Source organism: Exiguobacterium aestuarii (assembly GCF_020171655.1).
Classification (GTDB): domain Bacteria; phylum Bacillota; class Bacilli; order Exiguobacteriales; family Exiguobacteriaceae; genus Exiguobacterium; species Exiguobacterium aestuarii_A.
Window position 1 is genome coordinate 2,033,658 of record NZ_JAIVAC010000001.1, and the last position, 15,750, is coordinate 2,049,407.

Sequence of the window (15,750 nt, forward strand, 5' to 3'; positions counted from 1 at the left end):
AGTACCGATGTGAAAAAGTACCTGATTTTCAGTACCCTCGTCATCCTATTTTTCTTATTCGGGTGCGAGGAAGAACGCGCACTCCGACTCCAACCTGCCCCAGAATATTATCAAGGACGTGCCTTGTTACCGAATGGACAACAAATCGAAATGCCAGAATCCGATCGCGCATTGATCATCGAATTGTGTCAACCAGACAATGCAGTTTCGACAATTCCGAGCGGCGAGAGACATTGGCTTGGAACGGTCACGCTGACACAGCCCTTAACAGATGTCGCCACGTCATCCGCGTTCCCGACGGCCACATTGTTTACAGTCAATAATGAATCGTACGTACAATGTCAGCTAGACTCGATTACGTATGTCACCAAAACAAACAATCTTCCTGAAAGCTTACATGATGTCCAATATACAGCAGACTCTTATCCAGATATCGCAAAGATTCGCTCTGCCGAACCACATGAATATGATCACTTTGCTGAAGAGATGAAAAAGCCGATAGGTAATGAGCCCTATCCAGAACGAACCGGAATCGAACATACCCTCTTCCATATCACGATGCCGTTTAACGGAGAATTTGAACTGACATTGACATCGTCAGAAGGAGAAGAGCGTCTGATGATTCCGATTGATGCATCGCGTCATCCTTATCTGTCAGTAGGTCTCGGGACAGAGCAATCGGATGATACGTTACAATATGCGATTTACACCAGTTCAGATCAAAACGATTATCAAACGGTCTTACGACCGAAAGATGGTCATATGTCACAGGTATTCGGTGCGAAGGCAGCATCTCAATTGCCATCTGTTCTTATACCCGGACACAGCTATCCACTGTATAGTTTTACGTACATGAAAGACGGAACGGCGCACCGTCAGCTCGTCTCCATCACGTATCATCAACCAGAATTAATGTATGGAGAGAAATTGAACGAACAAATTCACGAAACGTTAAGCAGTGAGCGACATGCCCTGTTTCATGAGTTAGCGCTTCTTGGTACAGAGTCAAAAGACGCCTCGTTTTTACAGCATGTCGGAACAGAAGAAGTAGACTTTCTCTTCCGTGCGATTGAACAGGCGAATGCGACATCTCACGCAGGAACACCTGCACCTGTTCCTTACTTAACACTGTTTCAAGGTGTATGTGCCCAAACGTTTGACGTGAGTTATGACGGGAACGATGTCTACGTAACGAATGCGGAGACGGGGGCCCACTTTAAACTGTTACGTGAGGACGCCATCAAGTGGCATAACCTATTTAAAGACAATAGTTGATTCGGCAGATGCCAAGTGCATCTGCCTTTTTTGCATATCCATGAGGCAAATTAGACCCTAACGAAAACGTTTTTTGGGAAGATAAAAAGAGAAAGGAGTGAAGTGTTGTGACCAATTCATTTGTTAGAGATGTCGACAAGCATTGGCGCGTCAGTTATCGCCAAAACGGATATCCGCACGTTCAACAAGGTTGGGTATTACCACCTGAACAAAAAGAGACGTTTGACCCCTTCATTTTGATGGCCGAAGACTGGTTCAAACGAGGAACGTTTTCCGATCATCCACATCGTGGGTTCCAGACGATCACATACGTCATCGACGGGCGTCTCGAACACATTGACAATCATGGAGGACATTCGATTTTAGATGCTGGTGATGTCCAATATATGAATGCCGGATGGGCGGCTCGCCACGCTGAGGAAGCCGTCGATGATGACCTTATCCATACCCTTCAATTGTGGTTGAATTTGCCGAAGTCACTAAAAACAACGACGACCTCTTATCAAAATGTGTATGTCGAAGACGCGCCGGTTGTTCTGATTGACGGTGGGCAGCTTCGTGTCTACTCTGGCGAAATCGCTGGTGTAAAAGGACCGATGGAGAGTCTCGTTCCAATCACGATGACCGAGGTCTTGCTGAAAGAAGGGAGTGCGTACGAACATGTCCTTCCCGCGAACCATAACAGCTTCCTGTATGTTCTAGCAGGATCTGTTGAAGTCGGGACGTCCAGTATCCCGCTCGATAAGACGGATGTGGCGACACTGACGTTTGATGAAACATCCGATGCGATGAGTACCCTTCACCTCCAAGCGACAAGCCGCACACGCGTCCTCATCTATTCGGGAAAACCGATTCGGGAAGAGTATATCGCGCACGGTCCTTTCGTGATGAATACGGAAGAAGAGATTCGCCAAGCCTTCCGCGACTATCATAGCGGCGACTTCGGCCCTCCAGCCGTCAAATAAACAAAGGGAGCATCTCATTCGCGAGAGCTTCCTTTCGTTCATTTTTCCGGTTGTAATACGGTTTGTTGTGTCGGAACGTGACCGATTGGTACAGTACGCTCCACGAGGACGTAACGTTTGCCTTCGACTTCGAACTTGCGGTCCCCAAGGTAGTGGGCAGCCTTGCCGTCTTCATATAGCTTCGCCAAAATGGCAGGCACGTATTCTTCTAACTTCGTGTAATGCTCATCGAGGGTCATCACGATATTCCCCCCTTTATATCCGAGCCAATAACAATAAAAGAACCAACCCAATGAAAGTACCCCGAGAATTCCTAATCCAATTGTGAACCATTCCATTTGCTCATTCCCCCAATGTTTTCATGACAATCTGACGTTTCGGAGCGAATCCGACCTCGTCGTAAAAAGAGGCCGCTTCGCTGTTGATCATCCAATAGTCCAACTCAATCGACTTGAATTGGTGATCAAGTGCCCATTGCTCAATCCACTCCATCATGCGTCGTCCGTATCCTTTGCGCTGATAGATTGTATCGATGCTGATGTGATGTACATATACCGTTCGAACGGCTTGGCGAAACGCGGTCGCCTCACTCACTTTCTCCTCGAACCATATGTAGCCGACAGGGGTTGCTTCTACTTCCATCACCATGAAATGATGATTCAGTCTCCCCATCAGCGTCAAAAAGGCTTCATACATCTTCTCTTCCTCATACTCCGCAAAAAAGGTCGGATTCATACGGACGTGATGCTCATGGATCGACCGATTCAGCCGTGCGATGAGCCGGGCATCCGTTGTCGAGACGAACACGCTGTCCATCAACCGCTAAATCCTGTGTGATTCCGATCTTCTACTACACCATGTGGTTTTTCAGTCCCATGCAACGTATGCTCTTTCGAAGTAGAAGTCCCTTTCCCTGCTAGGCGACGTTGAAGCGGACGGGCCAAGAAGTAACCCATAAGAAGCGAAATCGGCAACACAAGAAAAAATGAACCGAGTACCGTTAACATATACCCTTTATCTGTATCTCCGGCGATCATTCGGAGGACGAAGAACAACCCGACGAATACGAGTGCAGCCAAGGAGTATTCCACGCATTTTCCAAGAAACCATTTCATATGAGATCTCCCCCTTCAAGGTTTGATGTATTATACGACGATTCCCACAAAGAGGTTTCACACGTCATGATTTTCTTTATACCACTTCGTTGCCAGTCGTTCCGTTTCGATGATCCACTCATGTTTTCCTTGGATGTAGCCTTCCATATCTTCCGGATGTTGCACTGCGAGTTGCAATTTCAACTCTCCATACGCATCGCGCACCTCAGGGAATGTACGCAAGTAATCCCGGAAGGCGAGGTGTCTCAAGACATCTGGATTCCCTTCTTCAAACACATGTACGTGAACCGTCCGCTCCTCTTCACCCTTTCGGAAATAGCGACGCTTTGGAATCCCGTATTCACCGAGCCCTCGATACCCGAGTGCTTCCATCCGTTCCGTATACGCATCAACTCGTTCGATGTCCCGTACGACAGGCATCATATCGATGATTGGCTTCGCCGCGAGTCCTTCGACCGAGGTGCTCCCGATATGATGAATCGCGACGAGTTCTCCTTCAAATAATCGGCTCAACTTCCCTGCCTCTTCTTCAAATCGGTGCTTCCATTCCGGATGATATGCGACCACTTCGACTTTTCGCATGATTCTTTCCTCCTCACTAAAATCCATATGCTCTATTGTCATCATACCCTTTTCCCCTCTCGACATGATGGATTCCACTTCAAAAGGTTTGTGCGCATATAAAATGGGAAACCTTATATTAATGACTTGAGAACTGGAGAGTGAATCAATATGTTGACTGCAGAACAAATCGAAACGTTTAAAAAACGTCTGTTGAAAGAAAAAGCAAAAACAGAAGGTTACATGGATAGCCGAGAAGAGACGTATGATGAAGGCGAGCTCTCTCATTACGATAATCACCCGGCCGATTCCGGTGAAGAACTCTTTTTACGGGAACGCGATCAAGCGCTCAACGAGCTCGACGAAGAGTTTTTAAGCGATGTCGATAAAGCACTACTCGCCATCCAGAATGGTACGTATGGCAAATGTGAAGTGTGCGGGAAAGACATTGAACTGGACCGGCTTGAAGTCATCCCGGAAGCCACGTTATGTATCGAGCACGCTCGTGCCCAGGAAGTGGAAGAGCACGAACATGAACTCGATCGACCGGTCGAAGAAGACGTGTTGAACCCGAATGAGACGGCCCGTCGCAAAGAACTGGACGGAACGGATGAACCCGGTCAAAAGACGGATGCCTTTTCACAAGTTGAAGATTACGGCAGTTCGGATACGATTGCCGATAGTGAAGGCAACCACGACCCGACACGCGAACAATGAAAAATGCCCTGACCTCGTTTACGAGGCTCAGGGCATCTGTCTGATTAAAACGTTGCTTTCACTGGAGAAGCACCACCAAGGCGCTCTGCCACTTTCATCGGGTTGACGGCATTTCCAGCTGAACTAGCTGAGAAATTGTAGTTCCCTTTATGAATTTCAAAGTGTAAGTGTGGACCTGACGAGTTGCCCGTGTTTCCGATTTGACCAATCGGTTCACCTTGACGCACCGTCTGACCTTTTTTCACATCGACCTTATGCATATGGGCATAGACCGTCGTCCATTTCTGGCCATCTACGTTATGCTCAATTTGAATATGATTTCCATAAGGTCCACTTGAGCTAACTTTTGTGACTTTTCCAGCTTCTGCGGCGTAAATCGGTGTACCTGTTTTAGCGGCAATATCCAAACCGTTGTGGAACGTGTATCCAAACTGTCCGCTTGCTGCACCGAACCCTTGTGAGAGACGTCCTTCTGCAGGCATCAAGAACCGATCAGGCGCCATCGCTTCGTACTGTTTCTTCAAATCACTTAACTGGTTCGTTTGTTTCTTATATTGTTTCGATTTCTCGTCATATGCCGTCTTCACGTCTTGACGTGTCGCTTCAATCTGTTGTTGCTCTTCTTTTAGTTGCTTCAGTGTCTCGTTCGCTTGTTCTTTCTTCTCAACGAGTGCTTGATGCGTTTCCTCGGCCTCAGCAGCCTCCGCTTTCGCACTCGGTAGAACAGAAGATACGACTTTCGCAAAGAGTGACTGTTCAGTCGGAACGAGTTCCGCTTCGAGCGATTCTAGTTCTTCAGAAGTGCCTTCAATCTTGTCACGCAATACTTCCGCGTTGCGATTGACTTCATCCAACTTTGACTGGATTTTTTGAATGGCTTGTTTCGTTTCTTTAACTTGTTTCGTAGTTTGTTGGACAGATTTTTCTGTTTGAACGAGGTCTTGCGGGGTCATTTCGTTAGCGGATGCGGTTTGTCCTTGGAACAAGAGTACGCCGACACCTGCTGTCATGATCAGTTGTTTCCACATATATATAATAAACCCTCCAAATTGATACATTCATGAACTTCAAAAAAGCTACATATGCGAATATACCACTGGGGGTTAAACATTTCAATAAATGAAGTTTTTCATTTTCATGTCATACATGACATGACGATGTGATATGTTCAAGCCTTACTTCACAAGGATTTCACTTGCGTTTTCTCGTATAATATCCGGCAAGGACGATGCCGATGACTGACAGGATGGTCAGTCCAACCCCACCTGTTAGCAACAGATTCACCGTTCCTGGCGAGAGATTCGTCGTCAACGCGATGATCGTCGCTGTATTTCCTAACATCAATCCGATGATACAGACAAGTAACAATCGCTTCATCGCTCTTCCTTCACCATTTCAAACTGCGAAATGTCATCTTGTACAAATCCTAATCGTCGTGCTGCGTCAATCCATTCAGGACGGTCCGACGTCAAAGTGAGGTGAAGCGGAGATCGACTCGCAGCCGCGCGCAATAGCCATTCTGCATCTTCAGCGTGACCAAAAACATCGAGCAGTACATGATCGCGGTATAACAAAAATCCTTCTTGTTTATTTTCTACCACTTTCACAAATTCTGCCTCCTGTTGGGTCACGCGTACATCGCGTTGCCAAATCGGAACATGCTGAGCTGTCGGATACAGTTGATCGAACAGCGTTTGAATCGGTTCCGAAGTCATGTGAGCAGTCGTTTCAAGTGGTACCGCCTGAAAGTAATAGATTTCACGTGTCGTCTTATATCCAAGTTGATGATAAAGCGACAACGCTGCATCGTTCCCTTGAATCACTTCGAGCAAACGAGTTCCTTTGGCGTCCTCTTCAAATCGTTGCATCAACTCGGTCGCAACGCCTAATTTTCGAGCGTGCGGGGCGACAGCAAGTCCGCCGCAACGTGTCTGCCATCCCGAATCGAGATATGCAATCCCACTCAATACGACGCCGACCGGCTCTTCCCCGTCATAAGCGACGATTGAACGAGACGGCTGATTTTGGTCTCGTACGAGAAAGACGTCTTCAAACGTCTGCTCATCGAATTGGAACGGAATGATATAATCAGAAAAACCAGTCATAAACGCCCGATATAGATCTCGCACAGGCGGGTTTTGACGATATGTAAGTTGTGTAGCCATCTAATTCCCCTTTTCTGAATGAAATCAATAAAGCCAGAAGGAGACGCCTTATGAACATCTCATTAGAATATCGAAATGATACGCATCGACCGATTCTCGATACGTTCACCTTGCCGACGGACCAAGAAAAGTATACAACCCTTCCAAAAGACATGGACGACCCACTTCCTGAAGGCGTTCATCCGATTATTGTCGTCGAGCAGAAGCCAGTCGGCATGTTTTTACTACATGACAACGAACGAGTCGCTTCTTATACGGATGAACCACATGCGCTGCTCTTCTCGGCTTTTGCCATCAATGAGGCAGATCAAGGCAAGGGGTACGCAAAAGCGGCACTCCAAGAACTTCCGAAGTTCGTGCGTCAACATTTCCCTCATATCCGTGAAATCGTATTATCCGTCAACCTGAAAAATGATGTGGCGTTTACACTTTATACGACAAACGGATGGGTCGATACCGGACGTCGAATCGGTGGACCGATCGGCGAGCAGAGAATTCTCGCTTTATCGATTTGACGCATCGATTCGTGCCAACCCCTCACATATATGTTGCCAATACGTCAGACGATGCGGAACTAAATCGGCTTGTGTGATTTGAACGAGATGATTCGTCATGATGGAGTTTCCTTCAATCGTACGCAATCGTCCTTCCGTGAGCGCCAGCAACTTGTCCCTGTGAACCGCCACCACGTCCATCACTTCCTGGTCGTCAAAGCGGAGCGGTTCGTCTTGATAAGCGTAGCTATACGTATGTGCAAACTCGCGATCGAGGAAACCGTCCAGTTCAATCACGTCTTCAAATATTCCAAGAGCTGTGAGCTGTTCGAACGTCAATGACAGTCCGAGCTCTTCTTCAATTTCACGAATACCATCAATGAACGTCTCGTTTGAAGCGAGATGTCCCGCTGCGGTGATGTCATATTTCCCGGGAAAATCCTGTTTCTCCATACTTCTGCGCTGTAGATAGATAAATTGGTCTTTCCAGAACCAGCAGTGGAACGTCTCATGCCAATCTCCGTCTACATGAACCTGTCTTCGCTCTTTCCCTCCTATTTTTTGATGATTTTCGTCAAATATCGTGAGGTGTTCTTTCATGCTGACACCCCATCTTCTAAAAATCGGATGGTTCCATTCGTCGCATCCAATTCGACCTGAATACCGATTGGGAAGACGTGTGACGGGAACGTATGACCAATATCGACATTCGTCAAAATAGGGATGTCCGTGTCCCCGATGACTTCAAGCAACAAGTCGTTGAACGAGAACGGAGCTGATTGATCTTGGAAATGTTCGTGCTTGCCGATGACCAGACCCGAAATCTCATCAAATACACCAGACAATTTCAACATACTGAGCAAGCGCTCTTCTTCAGCCATCGTTTTGAACGAGTCTTCTAAGAAAAGAATCGCCCCCTTCAAATCGGGATAATAGTCCGACTTGAAGAATCCTGACATCGTGTTCAAATTCCCGCCAATCAACGTTCCTTGCGCCTTTCCATCTCTTAATGAGATCCACCCTTCATTCGGTTGGAAGGTTTTGACGCGTTGCTGCGTCGACCAATCGAGCATCTCTTCGGTCCACTCTTTCGGCACGTCCAAATCGAACGGGGCAGTCTTCTCCAAACTGAGGATATCTCGTACGTACTGGGCCCCTTTCTCGAACATCCCTCCATACTCGCCGAATGACGGCACGACAGCCGGTCCGTAAAACGTGACGATCCCCGTTTTGGCGTAACACGCCATCAAGATTGCCGTCACATCACTATAGCCCATGATGATTTTGGGATGGTGTCGCAATTGCTCATAATCGATATATGGGAGTAACGAGTTCGAATTCGTTCCTCCAATCGTACTGATGATTGCTTTCACTTCGGGGTCATGCAAAAACGCATTCAGTTCGTCCACTCGATTCTGAATGGAGGATGACCGATACCCTTCTGATTCATATGTACATATGCCCTCTTTCACCTTGAACCCCATACGTTTAAGCTGATCAATCCCTCGTTGATAGCGCTCCTCAAACTGCACGGGTGCTGGAAAAGAAGGCGTGATGATACCAATTGTATCTCCGTTCTTCAACTGTGGTGGTGCAATCATACGTTTCACTCCATTTCCTACGATGTCTTTATGAGGCATTATACCGTAGGATTAGTGAATCAACCTTTAAAATAAATCAGGGTCTTCTGATAACGTTCTTACTTTTCGAACTTTCGTCGGTCGTCCCGTCCAGCCGAGCGCCACGAAGAAAAAGGCACCCGCTAGTAAACCAAATAAGACGGTCAGTCCTATTTGAACCCCGATAAATCCGTATTGTTCTCCTAGCTTCACAAGGAAGAGTGGCGCAAACAGACAGGTCATACTTAGCGAAAAGAGTCCTCCACGTACTCGTCGCCCCGCATTGCCGATTGTAAACCATCCAAACGCGATCCATACACAAGCAACAAATCCTAGCGCCGCAATCATCATCCACATTCGCCCGCACCTCACCTTTTCGTTTTTCTTTCTATTCCCCATTTTTCTTGAGATTCCTACTATTTTTTCAAGGATTGAGAGAATTTCCGGGTAAAGGTAAATTAGACAAGATGCGATGCCGGACAATGAAGGAGTGGGTTGCGCATGAGTGCAAGGTTAACCTTTGCCCTAGTCTTTCTCGGTCTTTTTTTAATCGTCATGTATTGGATGAGTACATGGAATGACAATGTGGTCGAGGGCCAAATTGAACGAGTCGACATTCCTCAGCTATTGATTGAATCCACTGAATCCTCAGAAGAGGTCACGTTGCGCGTCATCTTAATTAACGACCAAACCGAAGTGACGGGCATCATCAATAGCGTACAAGGATTACAAAGCGGTCAGCTCGTCACCATCGAGGTCATCCCCACGGAGTCCAACTTGAACATCGCACGGACGATTGAAGTCACATCACCATGATTTTCTGAAATGAAGCGTAACTTTTCCAGAACTGTGGAATATGAGAAAGAGTCATGATAAAGGAGTGATCGGATTGATTTCAAATAAATTACTATCTGGAAAAGTAGCGTTCGTCACCGGAGCGGCATCTGGTATCGGACGTGCCGCAGTTATCCGTTTCATCCAAGCGGGTGCGAAAGTCGCCATTCTCGACTTGAATGAAGAGGATGCGATGCGTCTCGCCAGTCTCGTCGGAGAGGAACGGGCCATCGGAATCAGCGCGGATGTTGCAGATGAAGCCGCGATGAAAGAAGCGTATGCACGGACGATTGAACGATTCGGACAAATCGATATCGTCTTCGCCAACGCCGGACGAAACGGGACCATCACACCGATTGAACACTTGTCCATTGAAGACTGGAATGGTGTCGTGGAGACGAATCTGACGGGAACGTTTTTGACCGTCAAACATGCCATTCCTCATTTGAAAGAGAATGGTGGCAGCATCATCATCACTTCGTCAATCAATGGCAATCGCTACTTTAAAAACTTTGGTTTCAGTGGCTATGCGACGACGAAAGCAGGTCAGACCGGATTTGCGAAAATGGCAGCTGCGGAGCTCGCGCAATTCGGAATACGCGTGAATTCCATTTGCCCAGGGGCCATCGATACGAATATCGACGATTCAACCAATAGAGACGATGCATTACTCGAAGAAATCGTCATCCCTATCGAGTATCCGCTCGGCAACCAACCGCTTGCCGGAAAGTCCGGTGCCGCGAAACAAGTTGCTGACGTCGTCTTATTCTTTGCGAGCAACATGTCGAGCCATGTCACCGGTTCTGAAGTGTATGTCGACGGTGCTGAATCCCTCTTGTAATCAAAAAGCAGACCATTTCATACAAAATGGTCTGCTTTTATTTGAGAATCGGACTTTTCATGACCGCTTTTTGGTAAAACGGTTGAAACCCGAGGCGTTCCATATTTCGCCCTGAAGCCGAATCGACCTTCGTCGTTACAGTGAGAACGTCACAGCCAAGCGCTTTCGCTTCGGCTATTCGCTCTAAGATGAGTTGGGTTTGGTAGCCTTTTTGCCGGTAAGACGGCACGGTACTCGTCAGAAACAGTTCCCCGATTCCGTCTTGCGTGGCGAGGATCCCACCTGCTACGACAGTGTCCGATTCTCGTACGAGATAAGCGTGATTACTCGGCAGCGCATAAAATCCTTTCGCCGTATCGACCGTCTCTTGAAGAATCGTTCCAGATTCGGCAAATCCAGCCGCAATCGCGTGAGCCCATTCATGGAGCGTCTCATCTTTTACCTTTTCCACTTGATTCGAAGCAGGCGGTCCGTCATATTGCGTCACATCTAACGTCCATACGTCTAAAAAGTGATCGAGCGTATAGTTACGTTCTTGCAGTAAGCGTAGTAAGGAATCGTCCGCTAACGGACAAACTTCGATATGTAGTCGGGACACATTTTTTCCACGCACCCACTTTTCCATCTGGTGCAGGTCGTAAAAACTTGTCGGTCGATTGAGTCCAAACCCGACTGCAAAGCTCATATTCCCCATTTTGAACACGTGCCCCTTACCTTCTACGTGTAATTCCGCACCTTCATAGGGAGGGGTTTGTTTGCGGTGTCGAATATACGCAGACGTTCCCTCTGCTTTAATGCTTTCGATGCGTCGTGCCAATTCTAAACGTTTCACTTTGTTCCCTCCCTTGCTTTTCATGTTGAGTGTAGCATATCACGTTCGAATCAAGTGACCGTACTGGATTAACCGTTCTTTGACAGTAGGCACGAGTTCAACAGAATCGAGCACCGTGTCCCACTCCTCTAATCTCACATCGACCACTTCATCGATTTGTAAGGAAAGTTGATTTACATCAATCGGCTGCTCGCTCGTGTAGACATACACATCTAAGAAGTACGTCCCGCGCTTGATTGTCGTCACGAAACGCAACTGTTCGGGGTCGACGGTTAGTCCTAATTCTTCTTGGAGTTCACGGACCGCACCTTGCCGACTCGTTTCGCCCGTTAAAATCGAGCCGCCTGTCCCTTCCCAAAGAAGAGGATACTTCTTATCAGGATGACGCTTCGAGAGTAACAATTTGCCATCCGGATCAAATGTGAATACTTCGATGACTGTGTGAAACGTATTCGGATCCAGTTCATCCCCACGAAAATGCGTTCGACCGAGCGGTTGCCGATTTTCGTCTAGTAAATCCCACACTTCCCGGCTCATGGACGAATCTCATCAATCGTGAAAGAAGATGAACCTTGAATCTCTTCGATGAAATGTGATCCAAACAACATGGCCGGTGTGAAACTGCCTGCAAGCATCCGACCGGAACCGAGCAATCGATTGACGACGGCGAGTGCACCGTATACGGTGAAAGCATACGTGCTCGCCGTTTGGATGCGAACGACGATTTTGCGCCCCTCCTCATTTGTCGCCTCTCCCCATACATACGTCGATGATTGTTTACGTTCTGCTTCATTCGGTCCCGATACGTTCTCATCAACATAACGCAGCAATCGCTGCTGCACAGCAACTTTCCCAAGAATGGGACTGAACCAAGACAAGACGCGTGCCACATAGGCTGCAGTTGTCGGCACTGGCACCCACGTCGTAATATTCGGGATGTCCGTCGTATAGTAGGCGGTCGAAACGTCTCCCCACGGAATCGCAATCGCGGTGCGGCTTCCTCGTCCAAAATCAATCGTTCTGCGCTTTGCCCCGATTGGGAACGGTGCTAACTTTCCGTTCACACGCTCCACACTACTCGACCCAAGTCCACGAACAGCTGTCTTCATCGTTCCTGGTGAGATGCCTCCTGCCGCCGAAAATCCGAGAGCGAGTGATGTCGCATCGGGTAAGAGTTCCTTTAATTTTCGTGCGACACAGTCGGTCGGGATGACGTCAAATCCAACGCCAGAACATAGAATGACACCACGTGCCTTCGCCTGAGCCGCCCGTTGTTTAGAATGAACATATTCGAACACATCGATTTCCCCGGTAATATCCAAGTAATGCGTACCCGTTTCCAGACATGCCTCGATCATCACTTGACTCGTATCCGTGAACGGACCCGCACAGTGAAGAACTAAATCCACATCGCGAAGCGCCTTGATTGCCGCCTCACGACTTAAGGCGAAAATCGATGTCTCGCAGTCGAGCTCGTCTCCGAGTCGATGAATCTCCCGACCAGTTCGCCCCGCAAGAATCGGACGCAATCCGTCACTGACGGCCTGACGGGCAATCAGTTCCCCTGTATATCCATTCGCACCGTATATCATCCATCTCATTGTTACCCCTCCTTATGTAAGTTTGTCCTTGTTCGTTTCCCTAAATCGAGTTGAATCGAACGAAAAAGTCTTGAACAATCCCAATCAGATACACACTCCCCATCATGACAAGCAAACACCCAATCGGGACGAAAAGCTTTTTGATGGCAGCTCGTTTTGTCACGTCCCCTCGATTCATCAATCGACGATCAATCAGGAAGAACAAGATGGCTGCGAGAAGACTCAACCATGATAAGACGAGCCCAAATAAAATATGTAAAACGAGCGAAGTGAACAACTGTATGTGCTCCGAACTGAATCGCTTTGCGACCCAATCGCTAAACCACGATGTCACGACACCATATGTCAAAATGATAGGGAAACTATACGCCATGTAAATCGTACACAATAAAAGAAATCCAGATACGCTCTCTAAAAATAAAGTTTCCACAAGGGTTTGTTGTGAAAATTCAACAATGCTTAAAAGAAGCGCATAGAGTGGTACGGTCCAGGAAGCCGTGATGATTTTTCGTGTCATCATCGAATCCATCCTTTCTTTTCATTCTTCTCCACTTTAGCGCAATCAACTTGAAAACGCACAAAAACCAGCCTGAATTCAGGCTGGCTTCGCGATTTGTTAATTGTTTGCAACTTCTCCGGCTTTCGTACGGACTGACTGCATCGCTTCCGTCCACGGAAGGAGTTGGTCGAGCATGTCGTTGACCGATTGTGCTTGCACATCTTTCGGTGCGAAATGTGTTCCGTTCTCGAAGTCCGTGAAGAGTGAGAGTGCAGGATGGACACGTACGTGAGCGATTGACAATTCACTCAAGATGCCACGTAAATGTTCCGTTGCACGTGCTCCACCGACAGAACCGTATGACACGATTCCGGCTGCTTTATTGTTCCATTCGACGCGTAAGTAGTCGAGTGCGTTTTTAAGAGATGCTGAGATGGAATGATTGTATTCTTGGACGATGAAGATGAATCCGTCCATTTGCGCAATTTTCTCCGACCAAGCTGCTGCGCCTGATGCGTCTTGGCCAGCTTCACCGAGAAGCGGCAAGTTGTAGTCTGCGATGTCGATGACTTCATAGTTGGCATCGCCACGTTTGTCGGCGAGTTCTTTCACCCATTCCCCGACTTGTGGACTGACGCGACCTTCACGAGTTGATCCGAGTACGATTCCGATGTTTAACATAGTAGTTCCTCCTTGGTTATGTTGTGATTCATCTGATTTTCCAAACAAACGATTTAAGAAACTCATTTCATGCCCTCATATTCTTTCTCAAATGTTTTCGTGCTTCTGACTGTATCGATTGGTCGCACCATCGCCTCGATTTGCGAACGTTTCGCTTCGAGGAACGGCGGGAGTGACAACTTTTCACCGACCGTCTCATACGGCTCGTCTCCCATGAATCCAGGTCCGTCCGTCGCCCACTCAAACAAGATTTGCGGCGCGACACGCGCATAAGATGATTCAAAGAAGAAGCGATCGACATAGCCAGAAGTCGGCAAACCGAACTGTTGGAGACGTGCTGTCCATTCATCGAGGACGCTCCGGTCTTCGACACGGAATGCGACGTGATGCACGGTACCGAACCCTTGACGCGCTTGTGGAGATGTCTCGTCATGAATGACGATCACTTGCGCTCCGTTTCCACCTTCACCTCCTTCAAAGAGATAAACATCACCTTCTCGCCCGATCTCTTTAAATAGCATCACTTGCTCCATCACTTGTTTGAAATACGTGATGTCGGCAATTCGAATAAAGATGGGACCGAGCCCTGTGATGGCGTACTCAAGCGGGATTGGCCCATTCTTCCACGGTTCGCCCGATGCAATCCCTTCGTTGAACTCATCTGAGATGAGTTGATACGCCTGTTCGTCAAAATCGATGAACGAGAGCGTCTTCTTCCCGAACTGTTCTTGAATCCCTTCATGTTCGACACCGAGACGGTCGAAGCGACGGACCCAATACGTCAACGCTTCATCTGTCGGCACGCGGAACGACGTCTTCGCGATTTCATTTGTTCCGTGCTTACCTTTCGGGATACCCGGGAAGTCGAAGAACGTCATGTCTGTACCGGCATTCCCTTTATCGTCTGCAAAAAATAAGTGATACGTTTGAATGTCGTCCTGGTTGACCGTTTTCTTCACCAAGCGCATTCCTAAAACATGGGTGAAGAAGTCATAGTTTTTTTCGGCGCTACTCGTGATTGCCGTGACGTGGTGAATTCCTTTTACGTGGTTCATCATTCTCTCTCCTTTTATATCTTGATTTCAAGATACATGATTAAATTTTTTTGCGGCTTCTGCCCGCTTCCCAATTTGTTTCAACTGTTCAATCGTTTCTGTCAGAGATAATCCTTCAAATAATGCATTCATATGCTCCGTATGCTTCGGAAAAATATCTTGCATCAAGTGCTCTCCGTCAGTCGTTAACGCAGCATATGTGATGCGGCGATCGCTCGGACAAGCTTTTCGGACGAGATACCCTTTCTCTTCTAACCGGTCTACGACGTACGTCATGCTCCCGCTCGAGAGGAGGATTTTCTTTCCGATGACTTGAATCGGTTGATCTCCTTTATGATATAAAAACTCGAGTACGGCAAACTCGGTCGCGTTTAATCCGTAAGACGCCACTTCCTGTTTCACCAGGTCTTGTAATGACTGAGAGGCACGCAAGAGCACGGTGATTGTTTTTAATGCATCAGATGGTTCCATCTGTCTCCCTCCTTTGTCCAAGAGA

23 protein-coding genes are annotated in these 15,750 nt (G+C 47.6%); 6 read left to right on the forward strand and 17 right to left on the reverse strand.

The window, feature by feature from the left end:
- The first annotated feature begins 9 nt into the window (after nucleotides 1–9).
- Together LCM29_RS10595 and LCM29_RS10600 are read left to right on the forward strand one after the other, a co-directional pair.
- Nucleotides 10–1,275: a hypothetical protein gene (locus LCM29_RS10595; RefSeq protein WP_224862644.1), complete on the forward strand. Its 1,266-nt coding sequence runs from the start codon at nucleotides 10–12 to the stop codon at nucleotides 1,273–1,275.
- Nucleotides 1,276–1,382: 107 nt separating this feature from the next.
- Nucleotides 1,383–2,240, forward strand: a complete 858-nt coding sequence (locus tag LCM29_RS10600; protein WP_224862646.1) for a pirin family protein — start codon at nucleotides 1,383–1,385, stop codon at nucleotides 2,238–2,240.
- Nucleotides 2,241–2,278: 38 nt separating this feature from the next.
- Here the strand turns inward: LCM29_RS10600 and LCM29_RS10605 are convergent, their stop codons facing one another.
- Genes LCM29_RS10605 through LCM29_RS10620 form a run of 4 tightly spaced genes read right to left on the reverse strand, consistent with a single transcriptional unit; the run spans nucleotide 2,279 to nucleotide 3,937 of the window.
- Nucleotides 2,279–2,578: a hypothetical protein gene (locus LCM29_RS10605; RefSeq protein ID WP_224862648.1), complete on the reverse strand. Its 300-nt coding sequence runs from the start codon at nucleotides 2,576–2,578 to the stop codon at nucleotides 2,279–2,281.
- 4 nt (nucleotides 2,579–2,582) lie between these two features.
- Nucleotides 2,583–3,056 (reverse strand): GNAT family N-acetyltransferase, encoded by a 474-nt coding sequence (locus tag LCM29_RS10610; RefSeq protein ID WP_224862649.1) that lies wholly within the window; start codon nucleotides 3,054–3,056, stop codon nucleotides 2,583–2,585.
- On the reverse strand, nucleotides 3,056–3,355 hold the full coding sequence (locus tag LCM29_RS10615) for a hypothetical protein (protein WP_224862650.1): 300 nt from the start codon (nucleotides 3,353–3,355) through the stop codon (nucleotides 3,056–3,058). Before LCM29_RS10615 ends, LCM29_RS10610 begins: the two co-directional genes overlap by 1 nt.
- Before the next feature lie 57 nt (nucleotides 3,356–3,412).
- Entirely contained in the window at nucleotides 3,413–3,937 is a 525-nt protein-coding gene (locus tag LCM29_RS10620; RefSeq protein WP_224862651.1) for a GrpB family protein, read from the reverse strand.
- A gap of 150 nt (nucleotides 3,938–4,087) precedes the next feature.
- Here LCM29_RS10620 and LCM29_RS10625 point away from each other — a divergent pair, with 150 nt between their 5' ends.
- On the forward strand, nucleotides 4,088–4,633 hold the full coding sequence (locus LCM29_RS10625; protein WP_224862652.1) for a TraR/DksA C4-type zinc finger protein: 546 nt from the start codon (nucleotides 4,088–4,090) through the stop codon (nucleotides 4,631–4,633).
- A 44-nt stretch (nucleotides 4,634–4,677) separates the two neighbouring features.
- Here the strand turns inward: LCM29_RS10625 and LCM29_RS10630 are convergent, their stop codons facing one another.
- The 3 genes from LCM29_RS10630 to LCM29_RS10640 form a co-directional block, all read right to left on the reverse strand.
- Nucleotides 4,678–5,661: a M23 family metallopeptidase gene (locus LCM29_RS10630; RefSeq protein ID WP_224862653.1), complete on the reverse strand. Its 984-nt coding sequence runs from the start codon at nucleotides 5,659–5,661 to the stop codon at nucleotides 4,678–4,680.
- Between the two features lie 163 nt (nucleotides 5,662–5,824).
- Nucleotides 5,825–6,010 carry a hypothetical protein gene (locus tag LCM29_RS10635; RefSeq protein WP_214759951.1) on the reverse strand — a complete coding sequence of 62 codons (186 nt, stop codon included), beginning with the start codon at nucleotides 6,008–6,010 and terminating at the stop codon, nucleotides 5,825–5,827.
- The gene (locus LCM29_RS10640) at nucleotides 6,007–6,798 is read right to left on the reverse strand and encodes a GNAT family N-acetyltransferase (RefSeq protein ID WP_224862654.1); all 792 of its coding nucleotides are present in this window, start codon (nucleotides 6,796–6,798) and stop codon (nucleotides 6,007–6,009) included. The genes LCM29_RS10635 and LCM29_RS10640 overlap by 4 nt, the downstream gene beginning before the upstream one ends.
- 50 nt (nucleotides 6,799–6,848) lie before the next feature.
- On the opposite strand from LCM29_RS10640, the gene LCM29_RS10645 reads away from it, so the two are divergent.
- A complete protein-coding gene (locus LCM29_RS10645; protein ID WP_224862655.1) occupies nucleotides 6,849–7,313 on the forward strand; it encodes a GNAT family N-acetyltransferase in 465 nt (154 codons plus the stop codon).
- On the opposite strand, the gene LCM29_RS10650 is transcribed toward LCM29_RS10645, so the two are convergent.
- The 3 genes from LCM29_RS10650 to LCM29_RS10660 form a co-directional block, all read right to left on the reverse strand.
- Nucleotides 7,302–7,892, reverse strand: a complete 591-nt coding sequence (locus LCM29_RS10650; protein ID WP_224862657.1) for an NUDIX hydrolase — start codon at nucleotides 7,890–7,892, stop codon at nucleotides 7,302–7,304. The genes LCM29_RS10645 and LCM29_RS10650 overlap by 12 nt on opposite strands.
- Nucleotides 7,889–8,893, reverse strand: coding sequence for a S66 peptidase family protein (locus LCM29_RS10655; protein WP_214785134.1), 1,005 nt, complete (start codon nucleotides 8,891–8,893; stop codon nucleotides 7,889–7,891). Before LCM29_RS10655 ends, LCM29_RS10650 begins: the two co-directional genes overlap by 4 nt.
- 66 nt (nucleotides 8,894–8,959) lie before the next feature.
- On the reverse strand, nucleotides 8,960–9,268 hold the full coding sequence (locus tag LCM29_RS10660; RefSeq protein ID WP_224862659.1) for a hypothetical protein: 309 nt from the start codon (nucleotides 9,266–9,268) through the stop codon (nucleotides 8,960–8,962).
- Nucleotides 9,269–9,412: 144 nt separating this feature from the next.
- Here LCM29_RS10660 and LCM29_RS10665 point away from each other — a divergent pair, with 144 nt between their 5' ends.
- Together LCM29_RS10665 and LCM29_RS10670 are read left to right on the forward strand one after the other, a co-directional pair.
- Nucleotides 9,413–9,727, forward strand: a complete 315-nt coding sequence (locus LCM29_RS10665) for a hypothetical protein (protein ID WP_224862661.1) — start codon at nucleotides 9,413–9,415, stop codon at nucleotides 9,725–9,727.
- Between the two features lie 73 nt (nucleotides 9,728–9,800).
- Complete coding sequence (locus LCM29_RS10670) at nucleotides 9,801–10,586, forward strand: SDR family oxidoreductase (RefSeq protein ID WP_224862663.1); 786 nt, start codon at nucleotides 9,801–9,803, stop codon at nucleotides 10,584–10,586.
- A gap of 37 nt (nucleotides 10,587–10,623) precedes the next feature.
- Here the strand turns inward: LCM29_RS10670 and LCM29_RS10675 are convergent, their stop codons facing one another.
- The 7 genes from LCM29_RS10675 to LCM29_RS10705 all read right to left on the reverse strand — a co-directional run bounded on the left by LCM29_RS10675 (nucleotide 10,624) and on the right by LCM29_RS10705 (nucleotide 15,725).
- Nucleotides 10,624–11,418, reverse strand: a complete 795-nt coding sequence (locus LCM29_RS10675) for a GNAT family N-acetyltransferase (protein WP_224862665.1) — start codon at nucleotides 11,416–11,418, stop codon at nucleotides 10,624–10,626.
- A 39-nt stretch (nucleotides 11,419–11,457) separates the two neighbouring features.
- The gene (locus LCM29_RS10680; protein ID WP_224862667.1) at nucleotides 11,458–11,955 is read right to left on the reverse strand and encodes an NUDIX hydrolase; all 498 of its coding nucleotides are present in this window, start codon (nucleotides 11,953–11,955) and stop codon (nucleotides 11,458–11,460) included.
- Nucleotides 11,952–13,019, reverse strand: a complete 1,068-nt coding sequence (locus LCM29_RS10685) for a saccharopine dehydrogenase family protein (RefSeq protein ID WP_224862669.1) — start codon at nucleotides 13,017–13,019, stop codon at nucleotides 11,952–11,954. Before LCM29_RS10685 ends, LCM29_RS10680 begins: the two co-directional genes overlap by 4 nt.
- Before the next feature lie 40 nt (nucleotides 13,020–13,059).
- The gene (locus tag LCM29_RS10690) at nucleotides 13,060–13,539 is read right to left on the reverse strand and encodes a hypothetical protein (protein WP_224862671.1); all 480 of its coding nucleotides are present in this window, start codon (nucleotides 13,537–13,539) and stop codon (nucleotides 13,060–13,062) included.
- Between the two features lie 96 nt (nucleotides 13,540–13,635).
- Nucleotides 13,636–14,265, reverse strand: coding sequence for an NAD(P)H-dependent oxidoreductase (locus LCM29_RS10695; protein WP_074035419.1), 630 nt, complete (start codon nucleotides 14,263–14,265; stop codon nucleotides 13,636–13,638).
- Nucleotides 14,262–15,254 (reverse strand): ring-cleaving dioxygenase, encoded by a 993-nt coding sequence (locus LCM29_RS10700; RefSeq protein ID WP_041917956.1) that lies wholly within the window; start codon nucleotides 15,252–15,254, stop codon nucleotides 14,262–14,264. Before LCM29_RS10700 ends, LCM29_RS10695 begins: the two co-directional genes overlap by 4 nt.
- A 27-nt stretch (nucleotides 15,255–15,281) precedes the next feature.
- Entirely contained in the window at nucleotides 15,282–15,725 is a 444-nt protein-coding gene (locus LCM29_RS10705; RefSeq protein ID WP_224862673.1) for a MarR family winged helix-turn-helix transcriptional regulator, read from the reverse strand.
- Nucleotides 15,726–15,750: the final 25 nt, after the last annotated feature.